The organism is Thermoplasmata archaeon, assembly GCA_036395115.1.
Classification (GTDB): Archaea; Thermoplasmatota; Thermoplasmata; order RBG-16-68-12; family RBG-16-68-12; genus RBG-16-68-12.
Genome location: DASWDU010000044.1, coordinates 48,980 through 73,519, shown reverse-complemented (window position 1 = coordinate 73,519; position 24,540 = coordinate 48,980). Strand labels below are relative to the sequence as shown.

The 24,540-nt window shown below is 62.0% G+C and carries 25 protein-coding genes; 17 read left to right on the top strand and 8 right to left on the bottom strand.

The features are described from left to right. The first annotated feature begins 152 nt into the window (after nt 1–152). Entirely contained in the window at nt 153–1,934 is a 1,782-nt protein-coding gene (locus tag VF992_10925) for a S8 family serine peptidase (GenBank protein ID HEX9341663.1), read from the top strand. A gap of 109 nt (nt 1,935–2,043) precedes the next feature. On the opposite strand, the gene VF992_10920 is transcribed toward VF992_10925, so the two are convergent. After that, complete coding sequence (locus VF992_10920; protein HEX9341662.1) at nt 2,044–3,057, bottom strand: homocysteine S-methyltransferase family protein; 1,014 nt, start codon at nt 3,055–3,057, stop codon at nt 2,044–2,046. Between the two features lie 95 nt (nt 3,058–3,152). Between VF992_10920 and VF992_10915 the strand changes: the two genes are divergently transcribed. The 6 genes from VF992_10915 (at nt 3,153) to VF992_10890 (ending at nt 6,847) form a co-directional block, all read left to right on the top strand. After that, on the top strand, nt 3,153–3,311 hold the full coding sequence (locus tag VF992_10915) for a hypothetical protein (protein HEX9341661.1): 159 nt from the start codon (nt 3,153–3,155) through the stop codon (nt 3,309–3,311). Nucleotides 3,312–3,331: 20 nt separating this feature from the next. Next, complete coding sequence (locus VF992_10910; GenBank protein ID HEX9341660.1) at nt 3,332–3,484, top strand: hypothetical protein; 153 nt, start codon at nt 3,332–3,334, stop codon at nt 3,482–3,484. A 98-nt stretch (nt 3,485–3,582) separates the two neighbouring features. Further along, nucleotides 3,583–3,924: a hypothetical protein gene (locus VF992_10905; GenBank protein ID HEX9341659.1), complete on the top strand. Its 342-nt coding sequence runs from the start codon at nt 3,583–3,585 to the stop codon at nt 3,922–3,924. A gap of 56 nt (nt 3,925–3,980) precedes the next feature. Then, complete coding sequence (locus tag VF992_10900; GenBank protein HEX9341658.1) at nt 3,981–4,289, top strand: Rieske 2Fe-2S domain-containing protein; 309 nt, start codon at nt 3,981–3,983, stop codon at nt 4,287–4,289. Nucleotides 4,290–4,416: 127 nt separating this feature from the next. Next, a complete protein-coding gene (locus VF992_10895; GenBank protein HEX9341657.1) occupies nt 4,417–6,372 on the top strand; it encodes a DNA topoisomerase in 1,956 nt (651 codons plus the stop codon). 61 nt (nt 6,373–6,433) lie between these two features. After that, nucleotides 6,434–6,847: a CBS domain-containing protein gene (locus VF992_10890; protein HEX9341656.1), complete on the top strand. Its 414-nt coding sequence runs from the start codon at nt 6,434–6,436 to the stop codon at nt 6,845–6,847. A gap of 11 nt (nt 6,848–6,858) precedes the next feature. Here the strand turns inward: VF992_10890 and VF992_10885 are convergent, their stop codons facing one another. Further along, complete coding sequence (locus VF992_10885) at nt 6,859–7,329, bottom strand: hypothetical protein (protein ID HEX9341655.1); 471 nt, start codon at nt 7,327–7,329, stop codon at nt 6,859–6,861. Between the two features lie 897 nt (nt 7,330–8,226). Here VF992_10885 and VF992_10880 point away from each other — a divergent pair. Together VF992_10880 and VF992_10875 are read left to right on the top strand one after the other, a co-directional pair. Beyond that, nucleotides 8,227–8,568, top strand: coding sequence for a VOC family protein (locus VF992_10880; protein HEX9341654.1), 342 nt, complete (start codon nt 8,227–8,229; stop codon nt 8,566–8,568). Nucleotides 8,569–8,582: 14 nt separating this feature from the next. After that, nucleotides 8,583–9,527: a cation diffusion facilitator family transporter gene (locus tag VF992_10875; GenBank protein HEX9341653.1), complete on the top strand. Its 945-nt coding sequence runs from the start codon at nt 8,583–8,585 to the stop codon at nt 9,525–9,527. Here the strand turns inward: VF992_10875 and VF992_10870 are convergent. Then, the gene (locus tag VF992_10870; GenBank protein HEX9341652.1) at nt 9,524–11,557 is read right to left on the bottom strand and encodes a GMC family oxidoreductase; all 2,034 of its coding nucleotides are present in this window, start codon (nt 11,555–11,557) and stop codon (nt 9,524–9,526) included. The two genes, VF992_10875 and VF992_10870, sit on opposite strands and share 4 nt — an antisense overlap. Nucleotides 11,558–11,660: 103 nt before the next feature. Here VF992_10870 and VF992_10865 point away from each other — a divergent pair, with 103 nt between their 5' ends. Both VF992_10865 and VF992_10860 read left to right on the top strand, forming a co-directional pair. Beyond that, entirely contained in the window at nt 11,661–12,758 is a 1,098-nt protein-coding gene (locus VF992_10865) for an aminopeptidase (protein HEX9341651.1), read from the top strand. Between the two features lie 89 nt (nt 12,759–12,847). Then, entirely contained in the window at nt 12,848–13,438 is a 591-nt protein-coding gene (locus VF992_10860; protein ID HEX9341650.1) for a hypothetical protein, read from the top strand. A 99-nt stretch (nt 13,439–13,537) separates the two neighbouring features. Here the strand turns inward: VF992_10860 and VF992_10855 are convergent, their stop codons facing one another. Together VF992_10855 and VF992_10850 are read right to left on the bottom strand one after the other, a co-directional pair. Beyond that, nucleotides 13,538–14,824, bottom strand: a complete 1,287-nt coding sequence (locus VF992_10855; GenBank protein HEX9341649.1) for a hypothetical protein — start codon at nt 14,822–14,824, stop codon at nt 13,538–13,540. Between the two features lie 99 nt (nt 14,825–14,923). Next, nucleotides 14,924–15,829: a hypothetical protein gene (locus VF992_10850; protein ID HEX9341648.1), complete on the bottom strand. Its 906-nt coding sequence runs from the start codon at nt 15,827–15,829 to the stop codon at nt 14,924–14,926. Between the two features lie 163 nt (nt 15,830–15,992). On the opposite strand from VF992_10850, the gene VF992_10845 reads away from it, so the two are divergent. The 3 genes from VF992_10845 to VF992_10835 all read left to right on the top strand — a co-directional run bounded on the left by VF992_10845 (nt 15,993) and on the right by VF992_10835 (nt 18,512). Next, on the top strand, nt 15,993–16,616 hold the full coding sequence (locus VF992_10845; GenBank protein ID HEX9341647.1) for a hypothetical protein: 624 nt from the start codon (nt 15,993–15,995) through the stop codon (nt 16,614–16,616). A 740-nt stretch (nt 16,617–17,356) separates the two neighbouring features. Continuing rightward, nucleotides 17,357–17,779, top strand: a complete 423-nt coding sequence (locus tag VF992_10840) for a hypothetical protein (GenBank protein HEX9341646.1) — start codon at nt 17,357–17,359, stop codon at nt 17,777–17,779. After that, the gene (locus VF992_10835; protein ID HEX9341645.1) at nt 17,766–18,512 is read left to right on the top strand and encodes a hypothetical protein; all 747 of its coding nucleotides are present in this window, start codon (nt 17,766–17,768) and stop codon (nt 18,510–18,512) included. The genes VF992_10840 and VF992_10835 overlap by 14 nt, the downstream gene beginning before the upstream one ends. Before the next feature lie 139 nt (nt 18,513–18,651). Here the strand turns inward: VF992_10835 and VF992_10830 are convergent, their stop codons facing one another. Further along, nucleotides 18,652–19,545 (bottom strand): DNA methyltransferase, encoded by an 894-nt coding sequence (locus VF992_10830; protein HEX9341644.1) that lies wholly within the window; start codon nt 19,543–19,545, stop codon nt 18,652–18,654. Beyond that, nucleotides 19,542–19,871 (bottom strand): hypothetical protein, encoded by a 330-nt coding sequence (locus VF992_10825; protein ID HEX9341643.1) that lies wholly within the window; start codon nt 19,869–19,871, stop codon nt 19,542–19,544. The genes VF992_10830 and VF992_10825 overlap by 4 nt, the downstream gene beginning before the upstream one ends. On the opposite strand from VF992_10825, the gene VF992_10820 reads away from it, so the two are divergent. The 3 genes from VF992_10820 to VF992_10810 all read left to right on the top strand — a co-directional run bounded on the left by VF992_10820 (nt 19,870) and on the right by VF992_10810 (nt 23,572). Further along, nucleotides 19,870–20,358, top strand: coding sequence for a hypothetical protein (locus VF992_10820; protein HEX9341642.1), 489 nt, complete (start codon nt 19,870–19,872; stop codon nt 20,356–20,358). The genes VF992_10825 and VF992_10820 overlap by 2 nt on opposite strands. Beyond that, a complete protein-coding gene (locus VF992_10815) occupies nt 20,351–22,642 on the top strand; it encodes a hypothetical protein (protein ID HEX9341641.1) in 2,292 nt (763 codons plus the stop codon). The genes VF992_10820 and VF992_10815 overlap by 8 nt, the downstream gene beginning before the upstream one ends. 237 nt (nt 22,643–22,879) lie before the next feature. Then, a complete protein-coding gene (locus VF992_10810; protein ID HEX9341640.1) occupies nt 22,880–23,572 on the top strand; it encodes a hypothetical protein in 693 nt (230 codons plus the stop codon). Here VF992_10810 and VF992_10805 read toward each other — a convergent pair. Next, a complete protein-coding gene (locus VF992_10805; GenBank protein HEX9341639.1) occupies nt 23,560–24,537 on the bottom strand; it encodes a hypothetical protein in 978 nt (325 codons plus the stop codon). The two genes, VF992_10810 and VF992_10805, sit on opposite strands and share 13 nt — an antisense overlap. Nucleotides 24,538–24,540 lie beyond the last annotated feature (3 nt).

Sequence of the window (24,540 nt, the reverse complement as noted above, 5' to 3'; positions counted from 1 at the left end):
CGCCGAACTCCGCGGACCGCAACGTCCGCAACGCCTCCGTCCCCGGAAGGCTCGGCGCCGATGTCAACGCGTGACAATCACGGGCGTAGATTTATCCGGGGCCGTGGCTCATATGCGCGTTTGGAATCCTCTTCCGGCGGAGGTCTCCCCCGTTGTCGCCTCGCTATCCCTCGTCCACCGCACGGCGGATGGTCGCGGTCGCGGCGACCCTCGCGCTCCTCGCCTCGTTCGTGCCAGTCGTCTCCGTCGCGGGCGCCGCGCCGCCGCCGCCCGTGATCTCCGGCTTCCTCGTCCATTCCGAATTCCGGCCGAACGATCCGTTCTACGTCGACCAGTGGGGGCTCCGACAGATCGGCGCGCCCCAGGCGTGGGACGTGACGCTCGGCTCTCGGAACGTCATCGTGGCCGTCGTCGACACGGGCGCCGTCTGGACCCACCCGGACCTGCGGGCGAACATGTGGTCGAACCCGTCGGATGGGACGCACGGCTACGACTTCGTCGATGGCGATACGAATCCGACGGAAACGGACCCGTCTGGCGTCTACCACGGGACGGGGGTCTCGGGGGTCGTCGCCGCGGTGACGGACAACTCGCAATGGATCGCGGGCACGGCCCAGATCAGCCTGATGGCGGTGCGCGCCCTCGGCTCGAACGGCCAAGGGTCCTCCCTCAACGTGTCCCAGGCGATCCGCTGGGCCGCGGACCACGGGGCCCGGATCATCAACCTCTCCTTGGGAACGAACGAGACGTTCGGCGGGCCGACCGACATCGAGGTCGCGATCAACTACGCGTGGTCGAAAGGAGCGTTGATCGTCGCCGCGGCGGGCAACGGCGGCGCCGATGGCGTCGGCGACCCCGCGCTGGACTACCCCGCCCGGCTGCCGAACGTCGTCTCCGTCGCCGCGATCGATGAGACGGGCCAGCGGGCCTCCTTCTCGAACTACGGCCCCGGGCTGGACTTGTCCGCGCCGGGCGACCGCATCCTCACGCTCGACGGGAACAACAACATCCAGTACCTTCGGGGGACGTCGTTCTCGGCGCCGTTCGTGAGCGCCGTCGCCGCGCTCCTCCTCTCGGTCGACCGGAACCTGACGAACGTCGACCTCTGGAACATCCTGAACAGCACGGCGGTCCTGCCGAGCGGCGCCGTCTGCTGCACGGCCTACGGCTGGGGCGTCGTGAACGCCTGGAACGCGATCAACGCGCTGAGCCAGCCGTTCATCTCCCTCACGTCGTACCCGACGTCCGTGTCGAGCAGCTCGATCTTCGGGATCACGTGGCGGATCCTCGGACCGGCGGGGCTGAGCGTGTCGGACACGCACGTCCTCTGGGGGGCTGCCCCGGGCGCGCTCGGGAACGCGACGCCGTCCCAGTCGGGACAGACGCAGGGGTCGTACACGGCGGGCGGCCTCTCCATGCCCTCGGGCGCGGGTGCGCTGTACTTCAAGGTCGTCGCGACCGTCAACGGGACGACGTACACCTCGCTCTGCTCGGGGCCGGGAGGGACGTGCGTCGTGAGCGCCTCGAGCCTCCCCGATTTCATCTTCGTGCTCTACCAGTTCCTCGCGTCGAACCTCCTCTACCTCGCGCTGTTCATCCTCGCGCTGGCGGCGGTCGTCGCGTTCATCCCGCAGCGACGCGCCGCTCGGGCGCGCCGCGCGGGGTACCCGCCCCGCACGATGTATCCGCCCGGGTACTACATCCAGGCCGCTCGTCCGACCCAGCCGCCGCCTGCGCCGCCCCCGGGCCCTCCCGTTCAACCTCGCGCGGTGAGCCCGCCACCGCCGGTCGAGTTCGTGCGGCCGGCGAGCCCGCCGGTCGCGCCCGCGCCGCCGGCGTTCACGGCCTCGACGAAGAAGCGCTGCCCGAACTGCGGGACGATTGTGAACGCGGAGAACCTCTTCTGCTTCTTCTGCGGACACCCGTTCCGCTGACGCGGTGATCCGAGCCGCAGTCATCGGTCGACGATCCGGCCCGTTTCATACCTCTAAGTAGAGGTATGCCTGAGATCCCTCTGCGGGACCTCGCCCGGTCTCGCTCCGATCAGGCCGCGTCGTGCTTGGTGAACTCGTAGGCGGACATCGGTTTCCCGTAGTCCACCCGCCACGCCCGGTCCGGCGCCGTCTTCCCGAGGGCCCGGGCCATCTCCCGCACGTGGATCGGCACGGAGCCGCAGCACGAGCCGATGTAGTTGATCCCCATCCCCTTCGCCTCGGCGGCGTAGGCCCCCATCGCCCGCCTCGACAGGACGAGCGTCTCCGTCTCGTACGGGAACTCCTTCGTCGCGGTGAAGTCCGGGATCCCCGGAGGCGTGCGGTACGCCGTCGGCTGGGTCGCCACGAAGCGCGTGACGGCGTCCCGCATCTCCCGGGCGATCGGGAGCATGAGCATCGGATTCCGCAGGCAGTTCACCCCGACGACGTCCGCGCCGGCGTCCCGGAGCGCGCGGGCGCACTCGGCGGGGGTGTGCCCATCGTACGACATGGGATTCTTGTCGAACGACATCGTCACCATCGACGGCAGGCCCGTCTTCTCGATGCGCTCCGCGGCGACCAACGCCTCTCCGAGCCACGAGAACGTCTCCGCGACGACGAAATCGGGAGCTTCTTTGAGCTGAGCCTCGAGTTGCTCGTCGAAGAGGCGCCGCACCTTCTCGGCCGACGACGCGTCCTTCGGATCGTACATCCACGTGAGGCTGAGGTTCGCAGCGACGAGCGCCTCGTCTCCCGCGGCCTCGCGGGCGAGTCGCACGGCGGCGCGATTGATGTCGCCCACGCGATCCGCGTAACCCGTTGTCGCGAGTTTCTCCTTGCTCGCGTAGAACGCAAGGGACTGGAGGACCTCCGCGCCCGCGTCGAGGAACTCCCGGTGCAACTCCGTGACCGCGGAGGGATGCTCGAGGACGACCTCCGGCGTGAAGGGGCCCGGTTGGACGTAGCCGCGCTTCTCGAGCTCGAGGAGGTATCCGCCGTCGCCGAGGACGACGCCCTTCGACAGGCGCTCGAGGATCCCGGGTCCACGGGAGGGTTTCCGGCGGCCTCCCCGCTTCGCCGCCATCGCGGGCCGCAAGGAGCGACGCGGCTTATAGTTTGACGGACCCGCGCTACCCGGAGCACAAAAGCCTTATTCCCATCCGGAACTAGGTGGTACCCGTGGCGAAAAGCAACATGCTGTCGCGCGTACGCAAGAAGGTCGTGACGACCCGCACGAAGGTCGCCCTTGCGTTGGGCCGCGCGTTGGTCAAGAGGCGCTTCCGATCTGCACGGCGGAAGCTGTGGACCCGGATCCGGCACGCCCTCCCGAGGCACTGACGCGGCGGTGGACGCCCGAGATGCCCGCGGCCCCGAACCCTTCCGCGATGCGGGAGATGGGCGAGGCCCCGGCCGCCGACCCGTGCGACGTCTGCGGCGGGCCGACGTTCGAGCGGCACTGCAAGGTCATCTGCCGCCGGTGCGGGTACACGCGGGACTGCTCCGACCCCTAAAATCGACACCTGCCGGGATTTTCGACAAACGACGTGATAATCTACGGCAAAGGCTTTAGAGCTGGCACCTCGTCGCCCCGCCTCATCCGTGGGACCCCATGGACGACCGTCCCTTCCCCCGCACCGATTTCGTGCGCCGCACCCTCGAGCAGCGCCGCTACGAGCCCGAGGTATCGTACGCCCGAGACCTCCTGGCGCTCGAGCGCCTCCTCTCGAGTCGGGCCGTCGGCATGGCGGACTCGATCGCGCTCTCGAACCTCGTCAGCCGCTATCCGAGGGAAGCCGACGCGATCGTGAGCGAGCTCGGAGTCCGATCCTTCGTGCCGTTCGAAGACGACCGCCTCGCGGCCCTCGTCGACGAACGCCTGCAGCTGGCGTTGCGCCGCCATCCGCTCCCACGGCTGCGGGCCGAAACGCCGCTCCATCCCTTCGAATTCTGATCCGCCGGCGATGAGTCGGTAGAAGATTTATGCTGCCTAGCGGTCTAGCCGCGTTGATGCCGTTCGCGAAAGCGGTGAAGGCGGCCGACGTCCCCGAAGGCGGCGTCGCCCGAGCCGTCGTCGGCGGTCGCGCAATCGCGATCGTCCATCGCGGCGGGAGCTTCTTCGCCTTGGATGGGGTGTGCACGCACATGGGCGGGCCGCTCGGAGAAGGCACGCTCGACGGCGAAGAACTCGTCTGCCCATGGCACGAGGGCCGATACAACATCCGGACCGGGGAAGCGAACCCGGACACGGACTGGGTCCGAAACACGAAGACGTTCCCGACAAAGGTCGAGGACGGCTTCGTCTGGGTCGATGTTTGAGGGCCATCGACGGACTTCGTCCGTGCCGGATCGACGCCGCCAAAACAGGCCTCCACACGCGCGCGCGTGAAAAGTCAATGTCCGACATCAACATATTTAAGTAATCGCGAGACGAATGCGCCCCGAGTTGCGGCGGCTCATCCTCGCCGAGAAATACAGCGCCGCCCGCCGATTGGCCCGCATCCTGTCAGGAGGGAGGGCGGAGACCGTCCGGGCAGACGGCTTCATCCACTTCACGTTCTCCTCGGCCGATGCCGACGTGATCGTGTTCCCACTCCGCGGCCACGTCGTCGAGATCGATTATCCGGACGCGGACCGGGACTGGCGAGCCGTCGATCCGGAATCGCTCATCGACACGGAGCCGGTCCGGCGGGAGGCCCCTGCGGCTCTCCACGATGCGCTCCGCCGCCTCGCCGAGACGACCGACGAGGTCGTCATCGCGACGGACTACGACCGGGAAGGCGAGTTGATCGGGATCGAGGCGCTCGAGACCCTCAGGGCGATCCGGCCGGGCCTGACCGCCCGCCGCGCCCGATTCAGCGCGATGACCGCCGGCGAGGTGCGCCTCGCCTTCCAGGACCTGGCCGAACCGGATTGGGCGCTCGCCGAAGCGGCGGCCGCCCGGCAACGAATCGACCTCGCGTGGGGCGCGGTCCTGACGCGCTTCCTCACCCTCGAGTGCGGCTCCGGACGGCAGGTGTTGTCGGCGGGACGCGTGCAGACGCCGACCTTGCGGCTCGTCGGAGACCGGGAGCGGGACCGGGAGGCTTTCGTCCCCCGCCCGTTCTGGAACGTCCTCCTGGTCACGGGAGAGCCGCCGTTCGAGGCGTCGGCCGTGAGCGGGCCCTTCTGGGACGAAGGCGGCGCACGGGCGCTCGTGGCGCTCGCGAGCCTCGGCGACGCCGCGGTCGTCGGCCGAATCGAGCGGCGCGATCATCGGGAGCCACCCCCGGCGCCGTTCAACACGACCTCGTTCCTGGCGGAGGCCTCCCGCGTCGGGATCGGTCCCTCGCGGGCGATGGTCGCGGCGCAGGAACTCTATGTCCGCGGGGAGATCAGCTATCCCCGGACGGACAACACCGTCTACCCGCCCTCCCTCCCCGTCCGCGAGATCCTCAAGCGCCTGCGCGAGTCTCCGTACCGCGGCTTCGTGGACCGCCTCCTGGCAGGTCCGCATCTCGAGGCAACGCGCGGCCCAGTCCGCACGACCGACCACCCGCCGATCCATCCGACGGCCGCGCAGCCGGCGAAGCGTCGCACCGGACTCCGATCCGAGGTGTTCGACCTCATCACCCGGCGATTCCTCGCGACGTTCTCGCCCCCGAGCGTCTCCACGATCACGGAAGTCCACCTTCGACTGGGGGACACGGAGTTCCTCGCCACCGGTCGCAGGATCGTCGAGCCGGGTTGGCGCGAGATCGTCCCGGACGAACATCCGCCGGGGGACCTGCCGGCCGTCCGCGAGGGCGAAGGCCTGCCGGTCTGCGAGCTGCGGATCGTCGAGGACCGGACGAAGCCGCCGCCATTGCACACCTCCGGGACCCTCCTCCTCACGATGCAGCGCCTCGGGCTGGGCACGAAGTCGACGCGGCACGAGATTCTCGATCTCCTGTACCGCCGGCAGTATGTCAGCGGCCGTTCGATCCGGATGACCGCGGCGGGACGGGCCCTCGTCGACGCCCTCGCGATCTACGGTCCCGACGTCACGGCACCGGAGATGACGCGCGATCTCGAGGACCGCATGACCGCGATCGCGGAGGGCCGCGCGACTCTCGCGGACGTCGTCAGGAAATCACGCGAGGACCTGCACGCCGTCCTCGCGGAACTCCGAGCCCACCGGGCCTCCCTGGGCCGTTGGGTGCGCGACGCGACCTTCCTGGAGAGCGATTACGGGGCCTGCGACGCCTGCGGGGAAGGCCGGCTCGTCCGCCGTCGGGCCCGGAACGGATGGTCGTTCCTCGGGTGCACCCGATTCCCAGCGTGTCGGAACCGCCAACGCTTGAATTCGTTGGGACAGCGCTCTCCGTGGAAGGAAACGGCGACCGGCGCGGACGCGCCGGAATCCCAATCGACGACGGCGTAGTCGACGGTCCGACGGCCCAAAGCGTTCATGCGCGGACGGGACATCCTCCCGGCGGCGAGCGATGGTCTTCGTCCGGGACGTCATGACGCGCGATGTGATCGTGATCGACCCGGAGCGCACGATCCTCGATGCCGCGAAGCGCATGGCGGCGAAGAAGATCGGCGGGCTCGTCGTCGTCAAGCACGGCCGGCCGATCGGCCTCGTCACGGACCGCGAAATCCTGTGGGAGGTCACTGCGAAAGGCAAGAACCCCTCGAAGGTCCTCGTTAGCGAGATCATGAGGTCCCCCGTGACGACCGTGAGCCCTCTCACGACGCTCCGGGCCGCCGCCCGCGTCATGCTCGAGAAGAAGACCCGCTGGGTCGTCGTGACGCGCCTCGACAACGTGGAGGGCATCATCACCGCGAGCGACCTCACGCAAGGCTTCCTCGAGGCGTTCGCGCGCGCCTCGAAGCGCGGCATCGCGCCGAAGTGAGCGACCTCTCCTCATCGTTGGAAGAGCCAGAGGAACAGGTACGCCCGCACGATCCCCCCGATCAGGTTCGCGAGGACGAACGGGACCCGGCCGACCGCGTGGCCTTCCGCGTTCAGCAGCGAGTAGAAGTAATTCACGGCCGTGTCCGACATGAAGGGGATCGCGAGGAGGATCGTCAGGCCGATCCAGCCGGTCCGTCGGACGAAGGCTTCCATAAACTTCAGGACCCGTCCCGCGAGGGCGTGGCGCCCCATCCACCGCTCGATGTACGGGTTCACCTTGTACCCGACGAAGAAGACGACGATCGCGCCGACCGCCTTCCCGAGGCCGAGCGCGACCGCCTTGACCGCGGTATCGATCCCCGGGTACAAGGGCAGGAGCAGCTCGACCGGGATCGGCAAGATGACGGTCGCGGCGATCGAATAGAGGAAGACGGCGAAGAGATACCCGAAGGCGCCGGCCGACTCCAGGCCCAGTTGCATTGCGGCGACCGCGACGAGGCCGATGTCGGACCCTCTCTCCGACCCGGGAATGGACCGGAGAGGCTAAAGGCTTCTGCAGGACTGCCCGTTTCATTCCGCTATGGCATCTCGACCAGCGCCATGTGTTGCGCGCGCGCACGTTTGAGCAGCGACGTCCAAACGAACCGTGCGAGGCGCGTCGTCTCGTCCATTGATAGCTCTCGGTACCGGAGATCGCGAATTGCCTTTCCGCAGGCACTCTGATTCGGGAGTTCCGCGAAGACTCGACGTCCCGTTGAGACAACATGCCTGTCCAGCAGAGGAGAATCATCGCGGCCCCTGCCGTAAACCAGATCGCCGTCTCTCGGGCCTCCTCGGCGTCTCCCGCCTCGAGGGCGTTGCGCAGTTTTCCGTAGTCCTCATAGGTACCGAGGAAGCCGCGGCGCGCCGCCTCGCGGAATTGGAATGCACTCGGCCGCCGTGCGCGGTCCCGGAGGCGTCGAAGCAACTTGGCGGGATCGTGCAACGGCTGCACGGACCGCCAGCCGCTCAGGACCCCGGGAGGTTCCAGGCGTAGCCTCGAACCTCATCGGCCGCTTCGTCCTCCGTCAACTGCAGGAGGGATACGAGAACGCCGTTTCGCACGCTCATCCGCAACCGGGTCCTTTTTGACCGGACAAGGAGAACGAGGTCGATGTCGGAGTGCGCCCGGTCCTCCCCGCGAGCCACGGATCCGTACAAGCCGACGGCCAACAAGTTGCGTCCCTCGCGCCGCCGTAGCTCGGCGGTCAGCTTCTTCGCGCGCTCAAATCGCGGGGAGGGAGTCATCGGACCAAACCCATTCGGGCGCGAGACGATGAGTTTTCCGCCCCCCGCGAGCCCGCGTACTTTATGGGGGCCGACCGAATCCGGTGGCCCATGATGCGCCTCACGACCATCGCCCTCGTCGTATCCGACGCGAAGAAATCGGCGAAGTGGTACGCGGAGAAGCTCGGCTTCGAGATCCGGGACCACCAAGGCCACTGGATCACCGTCGCACCGAAGAACGAGAACCTCGCGTTCCACCTGTGCGAGGGGTTGTATCCGCTGGAACCGGGGAACTCCGGGATCTCCTTCGTCTCGAAGAACGTGAAGAAGGAAGAGGAGTCCCTCCGCAAGCTCGGCGTCGAGTTCACGACGCCGACGACGAAGGAGGACTGGGGCACGTACGCGATGTTCAAGGACCCGGATGGGAACGAGTTCTATATCACCGAGGAATGAGCCGGCCAAGGTTCATGTCTCTCGCCGCCGGTCCCGACGGGATCGGGATGGAGGCCCACGGCCCGCGCTTGGGACTCGGGCGCCGGCTCGTCGCGGCCCTTGGGATCGCCGCGGGGGCGGCCGTCCTCGAGGCGTTCGGCAGCTGGTGGAGCGGCTCCCTCGCGCTCCTGAGTGACGCCGGCCACGTCGGCACGGACGCCGTGGCTCTCGCGCTGAGCCTCGCGGCGCTGCGCCTGGCCGAGCGCCCGCACACGCCGCAAATGTCGTTCGGCTACCACCGCATCGAGGTGCTCGCGGCCCTCGTGAACGCGGTCCTGCTCGCGGGGATCGGCTCGTTCCTCGTCCTCCAAGCGTACGAGCGACTCCTCCGACCCCAAGCGGTTGCCGGAGGGACGATGCTCGCGGTGGGCGCCATCGGCCTCGCCGCGAACCTCACGATGGTTTCGCTGTTACGCTCGTGGGCTCGTCGGAACATCAACATCCGCGGCGCGTTCCTCCACGCCTACGGCGACGCGCTCGGCTCCGCCGGGGTCGTGGCGGGCGCTGTCCTCATCGCGGTGACCGGCGGAACCGTCCTCGACGTCGTCGTTGCCCTGTTCATCGTCGTCCTGATCGTCCTGAGCGCGGGGCGGCTCCTCCGGGATTCCGTGCGCATCATGCTGGAGGCGTCTCCCACGGCCTTCGAGTCGCGAGATGTCGCCGACGCGATCCGCACGGTGCCTGGGGTGCGCGGCGTCCACGACCTCCACGTCTGGACGGCCACGTCGGGGCTGTACCTCCTCACCGGCCACCTGTCCGTACCGGGCGACACGACGGTCCACGAGGCGGCCCGCATTGTCGACGCGGTCCAAGCTCGGCTCCGGGAGCGATTCGGAATCACGCACGCGACGCTCCAAGTGGATAGCTTGGAAGAGGAACTCATCCCGTCCGCCGATGTGGCGGAGATGAAACGCTCCTAGGCGGCCCGGGACTGCCGACCATGGATGAACCCCGCAGTGCGGGCGGCGAGAGCCATGATCGAGATTATCGGATTCACGCCCGGCGCGGTCGGCAGGAGGCTGCCGTCGCCGATCCAGAGGTCCCGGACCTCGTGGCACTCGCCCGTCGGTCGTGCGGCGGAGGTTTTCGGATCCAAGCCCGCGCGCGCGGAGCCCATCGGGTGAGCGGAGAAGAGGGCGAGTCCGTTCTCGCGGACTCCGAGGCGGGCGATGCGGTTGATGAAGGCGTCGAGATCCGCCTCCCGGATCGGCGCGCGTCCGTCCCCGACCGTGCACTCGCGGAGGTGGAGCGACGAGATCCGCACCGCGCCCGCCGCGCGTTGGATCCGGGCGGCCTCCTGCAATCCGCGGACGAGGTTGCGGCGGTCCCGCGACGTGAGACGGTATTCGAGGATCGGCTCGCCGCGCGCGTCGATCCGCACGCGGCCCTCCGCGACGTCCCGCACAAGGACGATCGTCGAGCCGGCGTGGGCGAGGCGGGCCATCGCCTCCTTGTGGGCGCGCCCGCCGGACCACGGCATCGCGAGCGCCGAGAGGCCCGGGTGGGCCGGTGCGCTCTCGAGCCAGGGACCGTGGTGGCCCTCGTCCGCGGCCTGGAACCGATGGACGACGATCGTCTGCATCGGACCGGCCCACATCCGGATCAGATGCGGGAATTCCGCGAAGACGGCCGTCGTCGGATCCTGCCGCAGTCCCCGGCCGACGCCGGGAAAGCGGATGCCGGATCTCAACAGGAGCGCGGGCGTCTGCACCGCGCTGCCGGCCGCCACGACGGTTCCCGCCCGGACGTGGACCGGCACGTCGCGTCCGCCGCCTCGGTACGTGGCCTCGACGCCGCGTGCCGCTCCGTCACGGACCACGATCGTGTCCGCCCTCGTGTCGAAGAGGAATCGCGCGCCCGCTCGATGGGCGTCCGGGAGATACGTCAGGATCGGCGACTGCTTCGCGTTGTAGATGCATCCGAAGAAACAGTAGTCGCACCGGTTGTCGCAGCCGCGCGCGTTCCGAGGGATCACGTCGTAGTCCGCGCCGAGGCGGTAGCCGAGCGCCTCGCAACCGCGGCGCAACGCGTCGTTCGACGGATTCACGATGCTCTCCTCCGTGTTCACGTGCAGCCGCTCCCACACCTCGTCGAGGAGCGCGTCGAACGCGGCCGAGGCCACGCCCGCCATGCCGTGATCCCGTTCCCACTCCTGCCGGGCCCACATCGGCGGCCGCAGGCACGTCATCCAGTTGACCGTCGCGCTCACGCCCGCCGTCTGCCCCGCGAGGACGCCGAACGCTAGGTCGCGCGTCGTCAGCACGCCATGGCCCTGGAGCATCGTATCGAACGTGTCCGCCTCCCGCTGCGAGAAGTCGTCCGCCGTGCGATAGGCCCCCGCCTCGAGAACCACGACGCGATGGCCGGCGGCCGCGAGCTTTGCCGCGATCACGGATCCGCCGGCGCCGCTCCCGACGACGCAGACGTCGGCGTCGAGCGAGAGCTCGGCCGTGGGCCGCAGCGGTTCGATCCGGGCGTCCCTCGGCTGGGCCGGGTGCGAGCGTCCCCCTGAATCCGGCGCGGCATATCCGACCGAGGGCCAGTTCGGATTCCCGCCGTCGGCGAGGGCCTTGCCGTACGTCAGGAAGAGGACGAGGCGCTTCACCGCGTGGAAGCCCCGCCGTTTTACCGGGAGTCGGCTCCGCGCCCAGCCGAGCAGGTACCGCTCGCGGTCCTCCGGGGACATCGAGGAGAAGCTCCTGGGAGTGCCGGTCAAGAGGGCGTTAAGGGCGGGATTCTCGAGCGTCCGGAGGAACCGGCGGAAGTCGTGGCGCTGGTCCGGGGTGACGTACGACTCGATAATCTGAGCGACGTCGCTGTCGACGCCAAGGTCGCTCGCGCTCCGCCGGTAGAAGCCGTCGGGATCCGGGGGGACGTCCAACGAGGGCACGAGGGCGTCCGCGACGAGACGGAGGGTGCGCCGCTCCGCCGGCGAAAAGGACCCATCCATTGCGGTCGGTGGCGAATGGCCGGGAACGGTAAGGTCCTTCCCCCGCCGATGGGCGCATGTATTTATTCGCGGTGGGACTTCGACCGGCCCAGGAGAGCCATCCATGTCCGAGTACGAAGCCCTCGCGAAGAACGTCATCCGGCGGACGTTGCAGATCAAGCCGAACGAGAACGTGATCGTGGAGACGTGGAACCACGGTCTCCCGATCGCGGCGGAGATCGTCTACCAGGTGCGTGCGGCCGGCGCCCGCCCGATGCTCCTCTTCGAGGATGAGGACGCGTATTGGCGGTCCATCAAGACGCTCCCGGAATCGAAACTCGGACAGGTGGGGAGCCACGAGTGGAAGGCCGTGGGGGAGGCGGACGGCTACGCCTTCATCCCGGGCCCCGCCGACATCACGAAGGTCCGCGAGGCCGGCAAGAAGTACAGCGCCGCGACGGCGTACAACGACGAGTGGTATCGTCGCGCGAAGCGGAACCGGCTTCGGGGCGCGCGGATCGGACTCGGCTACGTCACGGAGGCGCGTGCGCGGGCGTACGGGTTCGACCTGCCCGCGTGGCGGTCGATGGTGCTCGAGGCGAGTTCCGTGGACGGGCGGGAAATCGTCCGGGAGGGGCGGAAGGTCAAACGCGCCCTCGCGGGCCGGGGCCGTCTCGAAATCACCCATCCGAATGGGACCCGGTTCTCGTGCGACCTCGTCGGCCGCCCGGCGGGGATCGAGGACGGGATCATCACGAAAGAGGACCTCGATGAGGGCGAGAACATGGCAAACCTCCCGGCGGGCGAGGCGTTCGTCGTGCCGGACGAGAAGTCGGGCGAGGGGACGATCGTGTTCGACCGGCCGATCGCGTGGCTCGGCCAGTGGATCCGAGACGTGCGGATCGCGTTCGACGGCGGCCGGCTGACGAAGTTCTCCGCGTCCGAGAACGAAGATTTCATCCGGTCGGATTGGGACGAGGCGAAAGGACCGAAGGACCTCCTCGGGTACATCGATATCGGGCTGAATCCGAAGGCACGGTCCGGATTCCTCCAGGATGCGATCGTTGCGGGGAACGTCTACGTCGCCGTCGGCGCGAACGACGAAGTCCCGGGCGGGAAGAACAAGACGGACTTCTACTTCGGTGCGAGCCTCACGGGAGCGACGGTCACGATCGAGGGTCGACCCGTGGTCCGAAACGGGACGCTGACAGCCGGAAGCTAGTCGACCTCCAGGCCGCGACCGTCCCTCTTCTCCCTTTCGATTCTCGCGGCCGCAGATTTATCCGCCGCGGACGTCCTGAGCGCGGGACGATGGTGCCGGAGAACGGCGAACCTCGCATCGGACCTCTCCCGTTGGACCTCCGAGAACACGACCGGGAGGTCCTCGAGTTCCTCTCCCAGGATCCGTCGTCGCAGGTGGCATTCCAAGGGCTGCGCCGCCGTCTGGGCATCCATCCGGAACAACTGTCCCGCGCCCTCCACCGGCTCGCGGACGACGACCTCGTCGAGCACACGGAGCTCGGTTACCGGGTGACGTCCAGGGCGATGCAGGTCCTGAGTCCGGGAAGCCTTCGGCCCGAAGAGCCGGGCATCACGATCCTCCAGACCTACCTGCCCGCGAACCTCGATCTGAGGACCCTCGTCCAGGCGCTCCGCGGGGCCTGGATCGGGCCGCTCCGCTGGTACGGGCTTTCCGAGTTCGCGGAAGGGATGCGCCTCGCGTGGGCGCTCGAGGACGATGCGATCCGACTCGAGACGTTCATCCGACCGGGACAGCTCGTCGTCACGGCGAAGGTCGTCTCCCCGGATCGATTGGACGACGCGACTCGCCTGGGTCACCAGCTCTTCCAGCACATCGTGCGCGAGGTCTCGCGCGAATCGTACTCTGGAATTAGTGGCTGATGCCGTCTCTGGAAGAGGCAGTTCATACATAGTGCCATGCTACACGACTGCCTAAATGAAAATCGCGATTCTAATCACCGCGAGCAGTTTCGCAACGATTCAGTATGCGGCGACTCGTTTCCAGTACAGGAAGCGGAGGGAGTACCGATTGGCAGGGAATGGAACCCTGTCACCCTGGGACTTCATCTGTGTAACGAGACCCATAGCTGAAAAGGGTACCTCGGGAAGTCTGATCCATGGGTTAGGGTGCTCGACAAACTGGAGCCAATCGAGCCAGGAGAGAATGTCAGCACTGCGGTACACTGTGGGAAGTGTGAGCATCACACCGCTAAGACGCCTGTTAAGGCCTCGTCCGAATCGTTTCCTCAATTCGTTGGCGATTGACTCGTGATCTTGGTACTGTGTGGTACCTAGCCAGAGGAGGTTCGGCGTGTCCCGGGGGAGTTGTTTCGCAACCCTTTTCAGGATGCTCTCAATACGTGTGGTCTCTCGCGGGTCTCTCGCGCACTCCACATATAGGACCCACGGCGACTCAACGTAGACGCCCGCGGTAAGGTCAAATTTGGTCCACAATTCAACTCCCCGGAGCCTGGGACGAAAAGCAATCCGTGGCGGCGGTGCAGAGAAGATGGATCCACCTGGCCCGACATCAGGTTCCGAATCCTGTGGTCGTATCCGGGCCCTCAAGGGGAAAATGCTAGCATCTACGGGCCCCGAAACGACTCTTGCGAATCGTCCGTCATAGCCCTTGATGAGGCGCTCCACTGTATTGATCGTTGGAAGGATTGGTGTTTCACGTGGCAGAAGCCGGGAACGAATGCGGACTTCGAGGAACCCGGAGTCGGAATCGGAGACCATTCGGTAGATTCGATCTCGCAAACGGACAAACAAGTTGAGAAAGGCCTTCTCCGCGTTCGAGATTCCCAGTTTCTTACATTCATTGAAGATTCGCTGCCCCCCTGCGTCGAATGCGAAATCGGCTTTGCCGGGCGGAACATCAGGGGCGAATTCGAGGTTGACCTCGCCTGCCCGCGCCACGAGGGCCGCGCAGTGCACCTCGTAACGTGCCGATCCGAACTCGATTGGGCTACGAAGTCTTGCCAAAATCTGGTCAAATTGTCTGGCATTTTGCACAGCCCCGATATCCTCAGCGAGCCCTCGAATACTCCACGCACTCACGATTCCACCAACCTTCCACCAGTTCGCTAGCTCGTGCCTGCGCCGCGGGGGCTTCGAAAGTTCGCTTGACAACCATTCAGCGCCGAAGACACCTTCGACTAGGTCGGACGCAGCTTCAAAGCGACCTCTGTCGTCGGCAAGCTTGGGGTCCTCATGGAGCAAATCGAGCCAATTTTTGCTCTTTCTTACACCCACAGTCCTGAGCATACGACGGACGACTACTTATGGAACCTTGCATCGAGGGAACGCACTTCGTACCCTGATGGGCTCTCGCTACAATTTTCGAGACAATGCCAACCGGAATTCCTAAGTGCGACCCAGGAGCCACAAGCACGACGCGATAGTCATTCGTATCCCATACTCTGCATCCCGCTTCGTTGTAACGCCTCCGGGGTGCGACCCATACCCGGAAAGAAAGGCATACGTGCCGGCCACCAACTTCTTGCGGGTCCCCGCGGCGAGCTCATTAAGCCCTGTCCGCCACTCAGTTTCTCCGGTCATCTCGATTAGGAGAAGTTCGATCGCTGAACGGCAAGAGGCAAGGGCTTGCCTGTTCGCGTCGGCTCCGGTCGTCGAAAGGGTGTCCAACGCTCCCTCAATCATCCGAGCGACCTCGGGATGACCGGCCAGCTGAGTCCGAAGTTCTTGACGGTTTTCGAGTTTGACAGAACCGAGTTCCGGGGCTACTTTCCTCAGGTCCAGGAGTTGCTCCTCTCTGCCCCTACGAAGCTCCTCGAATGCCTCCTTCTTCCGTTGGAAACGGAGTTCGTCGATCTCGTCATTGTAGACCAAGTCTTCCGATGCGATGGCCTCCAAGGTTCCGACGGCCTTCGCAATCTGGGTGTCGAGCCTCCGGTAGGTCTTGGCCGTGGCGAGGCGTTTCACGAGAGCGGAGCTGTTGCCGCCGTGAGCCAGGTTCTTCCTAGCGACCGAGATTCTCCGCAGCGTGGCAACCGTCTCGGTGTACCATTGATCGAAGTTCTTTGTCAGAGACGAGTAGCGCTGAACGAGGTTTCCTCGAAGCCACGTCTTTCCCAGAGCCGCGGCTAGCCTCTTTCGTCCTCTTAGCCCAACCGCGAGATCGAACACTCCAACTCCCAATTGGACGTTCGGATCCAAAGACCTACTAGCCTGTTTGACACCCTCCGCCTCCTGAATCAGGAATTTGCCCCGATCGACTAGGGTCCGCAACTCGTCCCTGGGATCCCGCATTCATTCGTGACTCTTCGTCGGTAGCTTAGACCTTTTCCCCCGAGAAGGCCAGCAGGCGATCTAGAACTTGGAAGGCGAGACAATCGCATCATGCCGCCACTCTAGAGGCATAGGCCGAAAGAATTATGGCCCTACCGAAGGGGTTCGTGGCTGGCAAGCAAGCTTGACCGCTTTCGAGGATTTCGGGGAGAACATCAAGTCGGCACGCAACTTGATTGCAATCTATGACAAAACGGCTCGCACCGCCGGCCTTCTTACCGAGGACAGGAAGGAGCTTCTCCGGTCTGCTGTTGTCTTCTCGTTGAGCGCTCTTGATGCCTATTTCCACCAGAAGATTGAGGACGCCATCGTTCCGATTTTGAATGCGGACATCGAGAAAATGCCGGGGCCTCTAGGCAACATGGCCATGCCGGTCCTCGAGGTGGAGAGGATGCTGCGATACTACAACAGGCCACACGAGAAAATCAAAGCTGTCCTGAAGGATCGGCTGTATACGCTGTCCTACATGAAACCTGACAAGGTCCTCGACGCAGTCAAGCTTCTCGGCGTTGAGGATTTCTTCTCGAAAGTTGGAGAGGAAATAGACCTCGAGGAGGACACCATCAGATCCCGCTTGTCCAGATGGGCCGAAAGACGAAACCAGATCGCCCACGAACACGACCGCATAGGCAGGCGAAGGGGTGGTGGAAGACGACGAGATATCGCCAGGGCGGATGCAGAGTCCTGTGCTGACTTCATCGAGAGGTTCGTAAATGGAGCAGAAACAGTCCTTTCCTCGGAGCTCTGAATTCGCGCGATGCTCTTCATGCGAACAACTGAAATGGAGGAACCTGCGGGGAAGACAATCGCGTCATAGTGTTGCTATCGAATGCTGAGATTTCAGCCATATCGTATTATGGCGATGGCGCGCGAGATTATCAGTGACATATATCAGTGATATACTTATATAGTATCGTTGCAGTACGATATAGCATGCCGGCCCCAGAACCGCTCGAGTTCTATATCATCGATCGACTCCATCTCCCTGAGAAATCACTCAAACGCGAGCCTGCAGTCGACTCAATTCGACCAGATTTTACCGCAAGAGACGGTCGGACTCTCTACGTAATCGAAGTGAAAGCCAGGCGCGCTACACAGAGCGATGTTGCCCAACTCGCCTTGTATCGCGATTTGTACGAGGCTCGTTATCCAAATCTGAAGATCCGGCCAATCCTTGTGTCACGGGAGGTGCCCCCGAGTGTCGACGGCCTTCTGCGCAGGATCGGAGCTGATGCACTTGAGCCCCCGCCACAGCTCCTGTCCAGGGAGATCCAGCCTTCACAGGGTCCCGGGTCACGTGAGGCTTCACGGTTGACTGGTCCGAAGGCCTGGCGGGTAGTCTGCCGACTTCTCGAGCTTCGAACCACGAGCATACGCCAACTCGCTCTGAAGTCCAAGGTGTCGTATGCCTGGGCGCATGCGACGGTCCAGAGGCTAGTCAGAGAAGGCATTGCAGGTCGGCAAGGCTCAATGGTGCGATTCCTTGACGTGGAGAAGCTTCTCAATGGTGTTGCCTGGGAGAGGCCTTTCGAAAGCCTCAGAGTCGGCGTCTTTGCGTCAGAATACGACAATGCGTTCGAAGGAGCGCGACAACTAACGCGAATCCTCAAGCGGGCTGGGGCTCATTTTGCATTCACAGCGCGAACCTCTGCAACCCTTCGCACAGGATATTCTCGGCAGTTCAAGTCGATCGATCTCTATCTCGCTGAAGATGATCTGGGACTGGTAGGCTCGGGCGCAGGCAAAGTCACGGCTAACGTTTTCAAACCAGACCGGCCGTTGGAGGGGCTGGAATCCATCCAAGGTATCCTGATGGCCAGTTGGGAACTGACTCTATTGGATATCGCAGGGCTGGGGTTCAGCTCACGTGATCTTGCGCTCGAGATGGTGAAGCCCTATGCCCATCCGTGACACTCTCGTCGAACTCAGCTTTCGAGAACTCGAGATAATACTCGCAAAAGTCGCTGAATACAATAAGAGCGGCGGACCTGGCCTGCAGCCTGCCGTTCTCATCGGCGGCTGGGCGGTATACCTGTACAACGACTATTACGGTAGCGTCGACATCGACATCGTGACTAATTCTGAGACTCGAAAACGGCTTGGTTACTGGCTTGCCAAAAACCATGGATACACCGAAGACAGAACCGAGTCACGACGATGGCTTACGATGAGGAAGGGGACCCCTCCCGACGAAATCGTGGTCGAGTTTGCCCGTCGAGAGGCAGATGACTATTTCATGGGTCGAAAACACAGACTGAACTTCTCGATTTTGGAGGGACAGACCATAGAACGCACTCTCGGTAGGATACCCGTGCTGGTCCCTTCACGTGCGTTGCTCGTTCTGTTCAAGCTGAAAGCTGCCTACGACCGATCGTACCGCCTTGAGAATAACCAGAGTCGAAATCCAGCGTGGGAGAAAACAAAAGTCATCAAGGACCGAAGTGACATCATTGCGCTACTGGATCCAGATCGCGGAGGCCGGGAAGTTGATGTCTCGGTCCTCGGAGCTGCATTGAAGAAATTCGAGTTCCTCGTCGGCGTTCTCAAACATGCCGGAGAAGACCCTAATGCGGCCGCCAAGTACGAAATCTTGCAGAAAGAGGCTTCGCGCATAGTCAGTAACGCAGTTCGGCTCGTCACATAACCCTCGTGCGACCCGCATCATTTTTGAGGATGCTGCGCCCCAGATTGGGGTCCAAGACGATTGCGCCAAATCACCACCGTTCGCCAGTGAGTAATCGCTCCAAGTCGACACGCTCCCCAGTGTAAGAGTGAACGGAACCCTATAGTCCGTTCATGCCGAAGACTCGAGAAGGATTTGGTGCCGAGCGAACTGGTCGCTGGAAGATCAGTGCGTACTGATGATGGATATTCGGAACAAAGTCAAAGGGGTATCCGTAGGGAAACAACCGCTTTTCGCCTTGGATGAGCAGGAGTACCCCGCGAAGGCGGAAACCGGCTTTCTCGCCTTCAACCGCAGCGTGGATGTGGAATGGGTAGAACACGCTTTTGTGACGGAAGTCGCCGACAATCACCACCATGTATCGTCCACGCTTGAGAACCCCAAGGCATTGCCGGAATGCTCGACGCAACTTCATCAAATATGTGTCATAATCATCGACATTCCCCAGGTCCGACAGGCTCTTCGAGTAGCGAGTCTCTAGACCTCGATCTAATCTCTCGGAGATTACTTTGTGATCGGGATCCTTGTTGAGAATGTTCCAGTAGGGGGGGCTGGTTACAATGAAGTCCACGCTCTTCCTCGCGAGTTTCGGAAGCCTTCTTATGCAATCTCCGCGGATGAATCGGATTCGGACTTTGGATCGAACATGCTCTGGTAACTCCTCCTCAAGACGGCGTTTCCCCAAGCGTACCCAGCGAGGTGAAAGTTCGATCCCGATCGCATTCCTCTCGCACAACGCAGCGGCCTTCAATGTTGAAGCCACGCCGCAGAATGGATCGAGGACAGTCATGCCTGGCTTTGTGAAAAACTGCACAAGTTTGCGGATGTCGTGAAACGAGAATGGAGCGGGATGCATTGCCTCGATTGAGGCCTCAGGATGGTTCTTGCCAAGCCCCGTCTGGAACCACCATGAACGAGACAATTGTAGCCACTCCTTGCCGGTGAGATCATTCAACCGGTTGCGAGGGTCAACCGATCGCTTCGCTCGAATCATGAAGTCCTCTGATGGCCGGTCTTCTTACGTGCCCTGTTCTTAATCGCCTGAAGGGCGAACCCTTTCTCAATCAACCAGGAAATCACAATCGTCCTCACGGCCGCTGCGTCTCCTCTTCCCATTTCCCCTTTCAGCGACTCGATGATTCGCCATTGCTCTGGCGTAAAAGTCACAAGGACTCGTTTTGGAGCTGCCAGAGTATCGCCTGATATCGTTTTCGTATCGCGTAGGATATGAATTAGACATACAATACTCTTTCTGGCCGCCTCTGCGACCCAAACCGCCGTAAAGTCTATAAACATTATAGCGTATAGAGGATACGCCATGAAGGTCCGCGAAGAACGGTTGTTCAAGATTCCAGTCGAGGAGATTCGGGATCTCCTGAAGACACAGTATGGAGTTGACCTAGCTGGGGTAGATCCCTATCTGGAGAAGGACCATGTTGTTTTCGCAGTCCTCGTGGATGATGAATCCGGGGCCCACCCGGCGACGGAAAGGGTCCACCCATCGACGGAAAGAAGGCCTGGGAGAGCACGCCGGCGCAGACGCAAAAGGAACCGTGTCAGGACTCGTGGATGGAACGTGGTCGCGAAGATTCAGAATTCCAAAGGTCTTGTCGCGAACATTTACGAACCCCTCGTGAAGGCTCTCGAGCGGAGAGAAATCGCGAAATCGGAACAACGAAAGGTTGTTCGACAGATCCTCATCGCGAACGGTAATGATCCCTCCGAGGAATCAGTTGAATACTTCCTCACAAACACGCTGGAGTTTCTTGCGCAAAAGGAGACTGGAGCACTGGTAGCCGATGCGTGATTCTGAACTCAACGAGTTATTGATGGCGACTACAGCTGGAGATGTGGAGAAGGTAATCGAGCGTCTCAGTAACAGAATCGAATGGGTTCCCCTTGGCGGCAACGCGGGCAATTATGGGATTATTTCCATGGGCGCGGATCCCTACGATGGGATTACCGAGAGAATCACAAACGCCATCGATGCTATGATTGAACTCCAAGTCGAACTCCGACCTGAGCTCAAGAGAACCACTAGCCCGCGGAAGGCGGTCGAAGCGATTTACGAGTTGAAGGACGGCAAGCTAAGGTGGTGCGAGCAGAGGAGAATCGGCGAACTCGCTTCACACATCAAAGTCAAGTTCATGGATAGCGAGAGTTCGAAGCGCCCAACCATCGAAATACAAGACCAAGGCATCGGTCAACACCCACTTGACTTCCCCGCGACGTTGTTAGGGTTGAACGAGGACTACAAAGTGTCGAAGCTGTATCTGATGGGTGCGTTCGGACAGGGTGGACAGACTTCGTTCGCCCATTGCACGTACGGGATCATTGTATCAAGAAAAGAGTCGAGCCTATTGAAAGCCGGCCGGGACGACCTGGTCGGCTGGAGCATCGTCCGCTATCGAGACATGACAACACCAGACGTCATTTTCAAACGAGGTCGTTGGGAATATTGCGTTGAAGCTGGAACCAGGAGGGTTCCTACCTGTGACCCCCGCGAAATCCGTATAGCCTTCGAACATGGCACCTTGATTCGTCTGGTGTCATACGACCTGCCAAAGGGTACCAGCGACGTGCTTCAGCCGGCAAGTACGGCCTGGAGCTTTCTCAGCCAATCACTCTTCGATCCTCTCCTGCCAATGAGGCTCTACGAGTCTCGTGTACAATATGAGAACCGAAATCGAGCGCTCGCAGGCCTGGCAAACAGGCTCTGGAGTGGAGGGCGGGGAGACAAGGCGCAGATCTGGAGTTCCGACTCATACGAACTAAGGCTCGGGACAAGAGGTTCGGTGACAATCAACTATTGGGCTCTGTCGCCAGCGGACGAGCTAGAGAATTGGCGCGATATCAAGAAAGGTTATGTCTCGGGGAATCACGCGATCTATGTGACTCTGAACGGACAACGTCATGGAGTCGAACAAACGACCTTCCTGCGCGACCGGGTGAATCTAACCTATTCGCATGACTACCTGATCGTTCAGGTCGACTGTGACGGGCTAACAAATCAGTCGAAGAAGGAACTCCTGTCTAGTACGCGTGATCGACTGAAGGAAGGTGAGTTCAAGGAAGACCTAATGGAGGAGGTGGCTCAACACCTGCGCCAAGATCGAAACGTCCTGGCTTTTGAACGAGATAGGAAGGTCAAAATTCTGTCCGCGAGATCAGAGCGCGACACGTCGAAAATCCGAAGTCTTGTTGGCCGATACATTGGACAAAACCCGGAGCTTGCCGAACTGATTCTGGCACGGGGAAAAGAGCCCCTCGAGGGTCAGAAGCAAAAGAAGCAGGAAAGAGAATACGCAGGACCTGAGGAAATTCGAGAGGAGGAACTCGATCGTCCTGACCTTAAGCCAATTCCAACTTATCTCCGAATCACAAACGTGAAGGACCCAATCCCGATTGAGAAGGGTGGGAACTCTCTGGTAAGGCTAGAAACCGACGCCGTCGATTCATATTTCGAGTCGGATTGGGACTCACACTTCCGCGGAGTTCACAAGACCGGCTTGACTATTCGCAGAAGTAGCTCCCGTCTTCGCAACGGGAAAATCTCCTACTTTGCACATTGTCCCCCCTCAGGAAAGACCGGGACCCAAGAGGAGCTGCGTTTCGAACTCGACCTCCCAGACGGTTCAGTCCTCGCCGTTGAGAGAAGCATAGTAATCGTACCGCCCTTCGAGAGAAAGAAGGAACCCGGGGAGGAGAAGCTTCCGGAACCGAGAATTTTCCCCGTATCGAAAGCCGACAACGCTGCGGTGTGGGCCGCTTTTGGGTGGGACGAGAGGTCGGTAGGCAAAGTTGTCATCGAGAAAGCGAAACCGGAGGATTCGGGTATTTACGTGAGCTTGGACAACCTCAATCTCGCAAAGGCACTACGTAGAAGGAAGCTCGAAGCGGATGTCTCGCGTGCAGTCGAAGATCGGTACTTGGCCGGTGTCGCATTCTACTTGTTGCTGCGAAAGGTACATGAAATCAAGGGAAAGTCCTTGCCTGATTCGGAACCAAACGGCTCGAGCGACAGTTCAGCTGAACTGGATCGCGTGGCTCAGGTGGTGTCCGTTCTCTCTCTTCCTATCGAAGCTCTGTAGCGTTTCGCCGGACCACCGAACCCGATGGTGCGCCATCGGTAGTGATTGCTGTGAATCGTCTCCTGCCTGTCCGCCCCCTTATGTCCAGGAAGTTCGACCGATCTGTAATGCTCCACCTCCTAGCCAGCCTTTGGACCACAACGCTTTTAGCATCCAGAACCGAGTTCCTCCGCCTTGCTAACACTAAGGACGAACAATCCTGCGATTCTAAGGCTGTGGTCGAACGCGTTCCCTTCCGTGGCCTTCGAGACAATCTCGTTCCATTGGAACGCCACCCGACTCCGCTACGAGGCAATGTCGAAAAACCGCAATCTGGTCGGTCACCTCGACATAAAACCGTCCGCTTTTTCCAGCTATGAGTGCAAGGAGCCGGGAGACATCTGTCTTTTTTCTGCACATGTCTCAAGCGCATTGGATTTCGCGTTGATTGGCCGACACGAGAACGCACCGGTTGACGCAGCACTGCAGTTCGACAATGCTCGAGTCCGGGTTCGGGTTTCAGTTGAGGGTTGGGGCAGTCTGACCAGAATCTTGAGGCACGTCCCCGATGCGCTACTCGCGCCCAAAACCGACCTTGACTTTGGTAAGGCTGCCAGTTGCACCCCTCAGTCTGTTGAACTGCTTCGGGAGGTTCATGACGCGATGGGGACGACTGAGACGCTCAAGGTCTCGTTCAGGAAGGACGGAATATCCTTCGCTCACCCGAACTCGAAAGATGATCGATTTGAGCCCGCGAGCGTGACATCGAGCTCGGAGGCAACAACCCTTCTCGACAGGGCGGCTATTGACTATGCGTCAAGGATCATTCTTCACGAGAAGCCGTCAAGCCTTGAACTCTCACTGATTGACGACGGTCAAGCGCGGGTCAGATATCTCTACCCAAACGCAGTCTTGGTGTATTTCATCGGTGCGGTCATTCAGGATGAGTAGAGCGACAACGGACCGCCGTAGGGCCGCTCGTGCCACATAGTCACTTCCTTGCCATTGCGAACCTGCGTCACGTTAATCGCTCTCAGCACATCCTCCGGCTTGACGCCGGGCTTCGGATCGAGTCCGTGGCTTCTCTGCGCCGACTCGAACTTGTGTAGTCTGCCGAAAGACTTCACACGACTACCAACCATCTCTCCCTTTACAGCGCCGTGTTCCAGTACGAGGATCAGGGCTTTCGTCATCGAATTCACCCTATAAATGTCAAACCAGTGCTTGCGCATCGAAAAGCTGTCCGTAAGATTCTTGTCGACAATCCCTTCAGCACAGTAGAATCGGTTGTAGAAATCATGCCGATTCTGGATCGTCTTTGGATGAGGGAAGCAGTAGCGCGGACTTCCTTGGGGGCCGCCTACCGTAATAAGCTGTTCCTGAATCTGAAGCCAACGGACGTCGCTCCATAGCGTCGTATAGGTGGTACGAACGGTTCCGCTGCCTACAAGCCGACTGTAGAGTTCGGCGACATAGAGACCCGGACTGATCTGAAGTGTTGCAAAGATGGCTCTGTGTCTCGCTTGTCTGTTACGCACCTCCCGAGGTCCAACCGCCTTAAGAAGGTGGCTTGTGATTCTCTCGTACAGATCCCGGTATTCCGCCGTCGGCGCCAAAGACTCCTCCCTGTCCAGAAGGTACCGCATTCGCATCTGGACCGAAACGAGAACCTCATCCGCGGCCGAAAGATCCTTCCAGAAGCCTTCGTCGCGTTGTCGATTGCCAATCCTCTCAAGCAGCATCTTTAGGAATTCTGCGTCGTCAAGGTTTGAGGAAAACCTCGCAACAATGTCCCTCATTTCCTTGACAACTTCTTGATCGAACGAGAGAGTACCATTCGAAACCGCCTTCAACAGATCCTTCCGGAACTCGGCCACCTTGTGCGATGCTTCGAAGAGTTCGAATTCGTCACGCAAGTG

Excerpts from the sequence above, each read along its gene's own strand:
- VF992_10920 (HEX9341662.1), bottom strand. The coding sequence starts at position 3,057 with ATGGCGGCGAAGCGGGGAGGCCGCCGGAAACCCTCCCGTGGACCCGGG.
- VF992_10910 (HEX9341660.1), top strand. The coding sequence starts at position 3,332 with ATGCCCGCGGCCCCGAACCCTTCCGCGATGCGGGAGATGGGCGAGGCC.
- VF992_10905 (HEX9341659.1), top strand. The coding sequence starts at position 3,583 with ATGGACGACCGTCCCTTCCCCCGCACCGATTTCGTGCGCCGCACCCTC.
- VF992_10900 (HEX9341658.1), top strand. The coding sequence starts at position 3,981 with ATGCCGTTCGCGAAAGCGGTGAAGGCGGCCGACGTCCCCGAAGGCGGC.
- VF992_10890 (HEX9341656.1), top strand. The coding sequence starts at position 6,434 with ATGGTCTTCGTCCGGGACGTCATGACGCGCGATGTGATCGTGATCGAC.
- VF992_10885 (HEX9341655.1), bottom strand. The coding sequence starts at position 7,329 with ATGCAACTGGGCCTGGAGTCGGCCGGCGCCTTCGGGTATCTCTTCGCC.
- VF992_10880 (HEX9341654.1), top strand. The coding sequence starts at position 8,227 with ATGATGCGCCTCACGACCATCGCCCTCGTCGTATCCGACGCGAAGAAA.
- VF992_10875 (HEX9341653.1), top strand. The coding sequence starts at position 8,583 with ATGTCTCTCGCCGCCGGTCCCGACGGGATCGGGATGGAGGCCCACGGC.
- VF992_10870 (HEX9341652.1), bottom strand. The coding sequence starts at position 11,557 with ATGGATGGGTCCTTTTCGCCGGCGGAGCGGCGCACCCTCCGTCTCGTC.
- VF992_10865 (HEX9341651.1), top strand. The coding sequence starts at position 11,661 with ATGTCCGAGTACGAAGCCCTCGCGAAGAACGTCATCCGGCGGACGTTG.
- VF992_10860 (HEX9341650.1), top strand. The coding sequence starts at position 12,848 with ATGGTGCCGGAGAACGGCGAACCTCGCATCGGACCTCTCCCGTTGGAC.
- VF992_10855 (HEX9341649.1), bottom strand. The coding sequence starts at position 14,824 with ATGCTCAGGACTGTGGGTGTAAGAAAGAGCAAAAATTGGCTCGATTTG.
- VF992_10850 (HEX9341648.1), bottom strand. The coding sequence starts at position 15,829 with ATGCGGGATCCCAGGGACGAGTTGCGGACCCTAGTCGATCGGGGCAAA.
- VF992_10835 (HEX9341645.1), top strand. The coding sequence starts at position 17,766 with ATGCCCATCCGTGACACTCTCGTCGAACTCAGCTTTCGAGAACTCGAG.
- VF992_10830 (HEX9341644.1), bottom strand. The coding sequence starts at position 19,545 with ATGATTCGAGCGAAGCGATCGGTTGACCCTCGCAACCGGTTGAATGAT.
- VF992_10820 (HEX9341642.1), top strand. The coding sequence starts at position 19,870 with ATGAAGGTCCGCGAAGAACGGTTGTTCAAGATTCCAGTCGAGGAGATT.
- VF992_10825 (HEX9341643.1), bottom strand. The coding sequence starts at position 19,871 with ATGGCGTATCCTCTATACGCTATAATGTTTATAGACTTTACGGCGGTT.
- VF992_10815 (HEX9341641.1), top strand. The coding sequence starts at position 20,351 with ATGCGTGATTCTGAACTCAACGAGTTATTGATGGCGACTACAGCTGGA.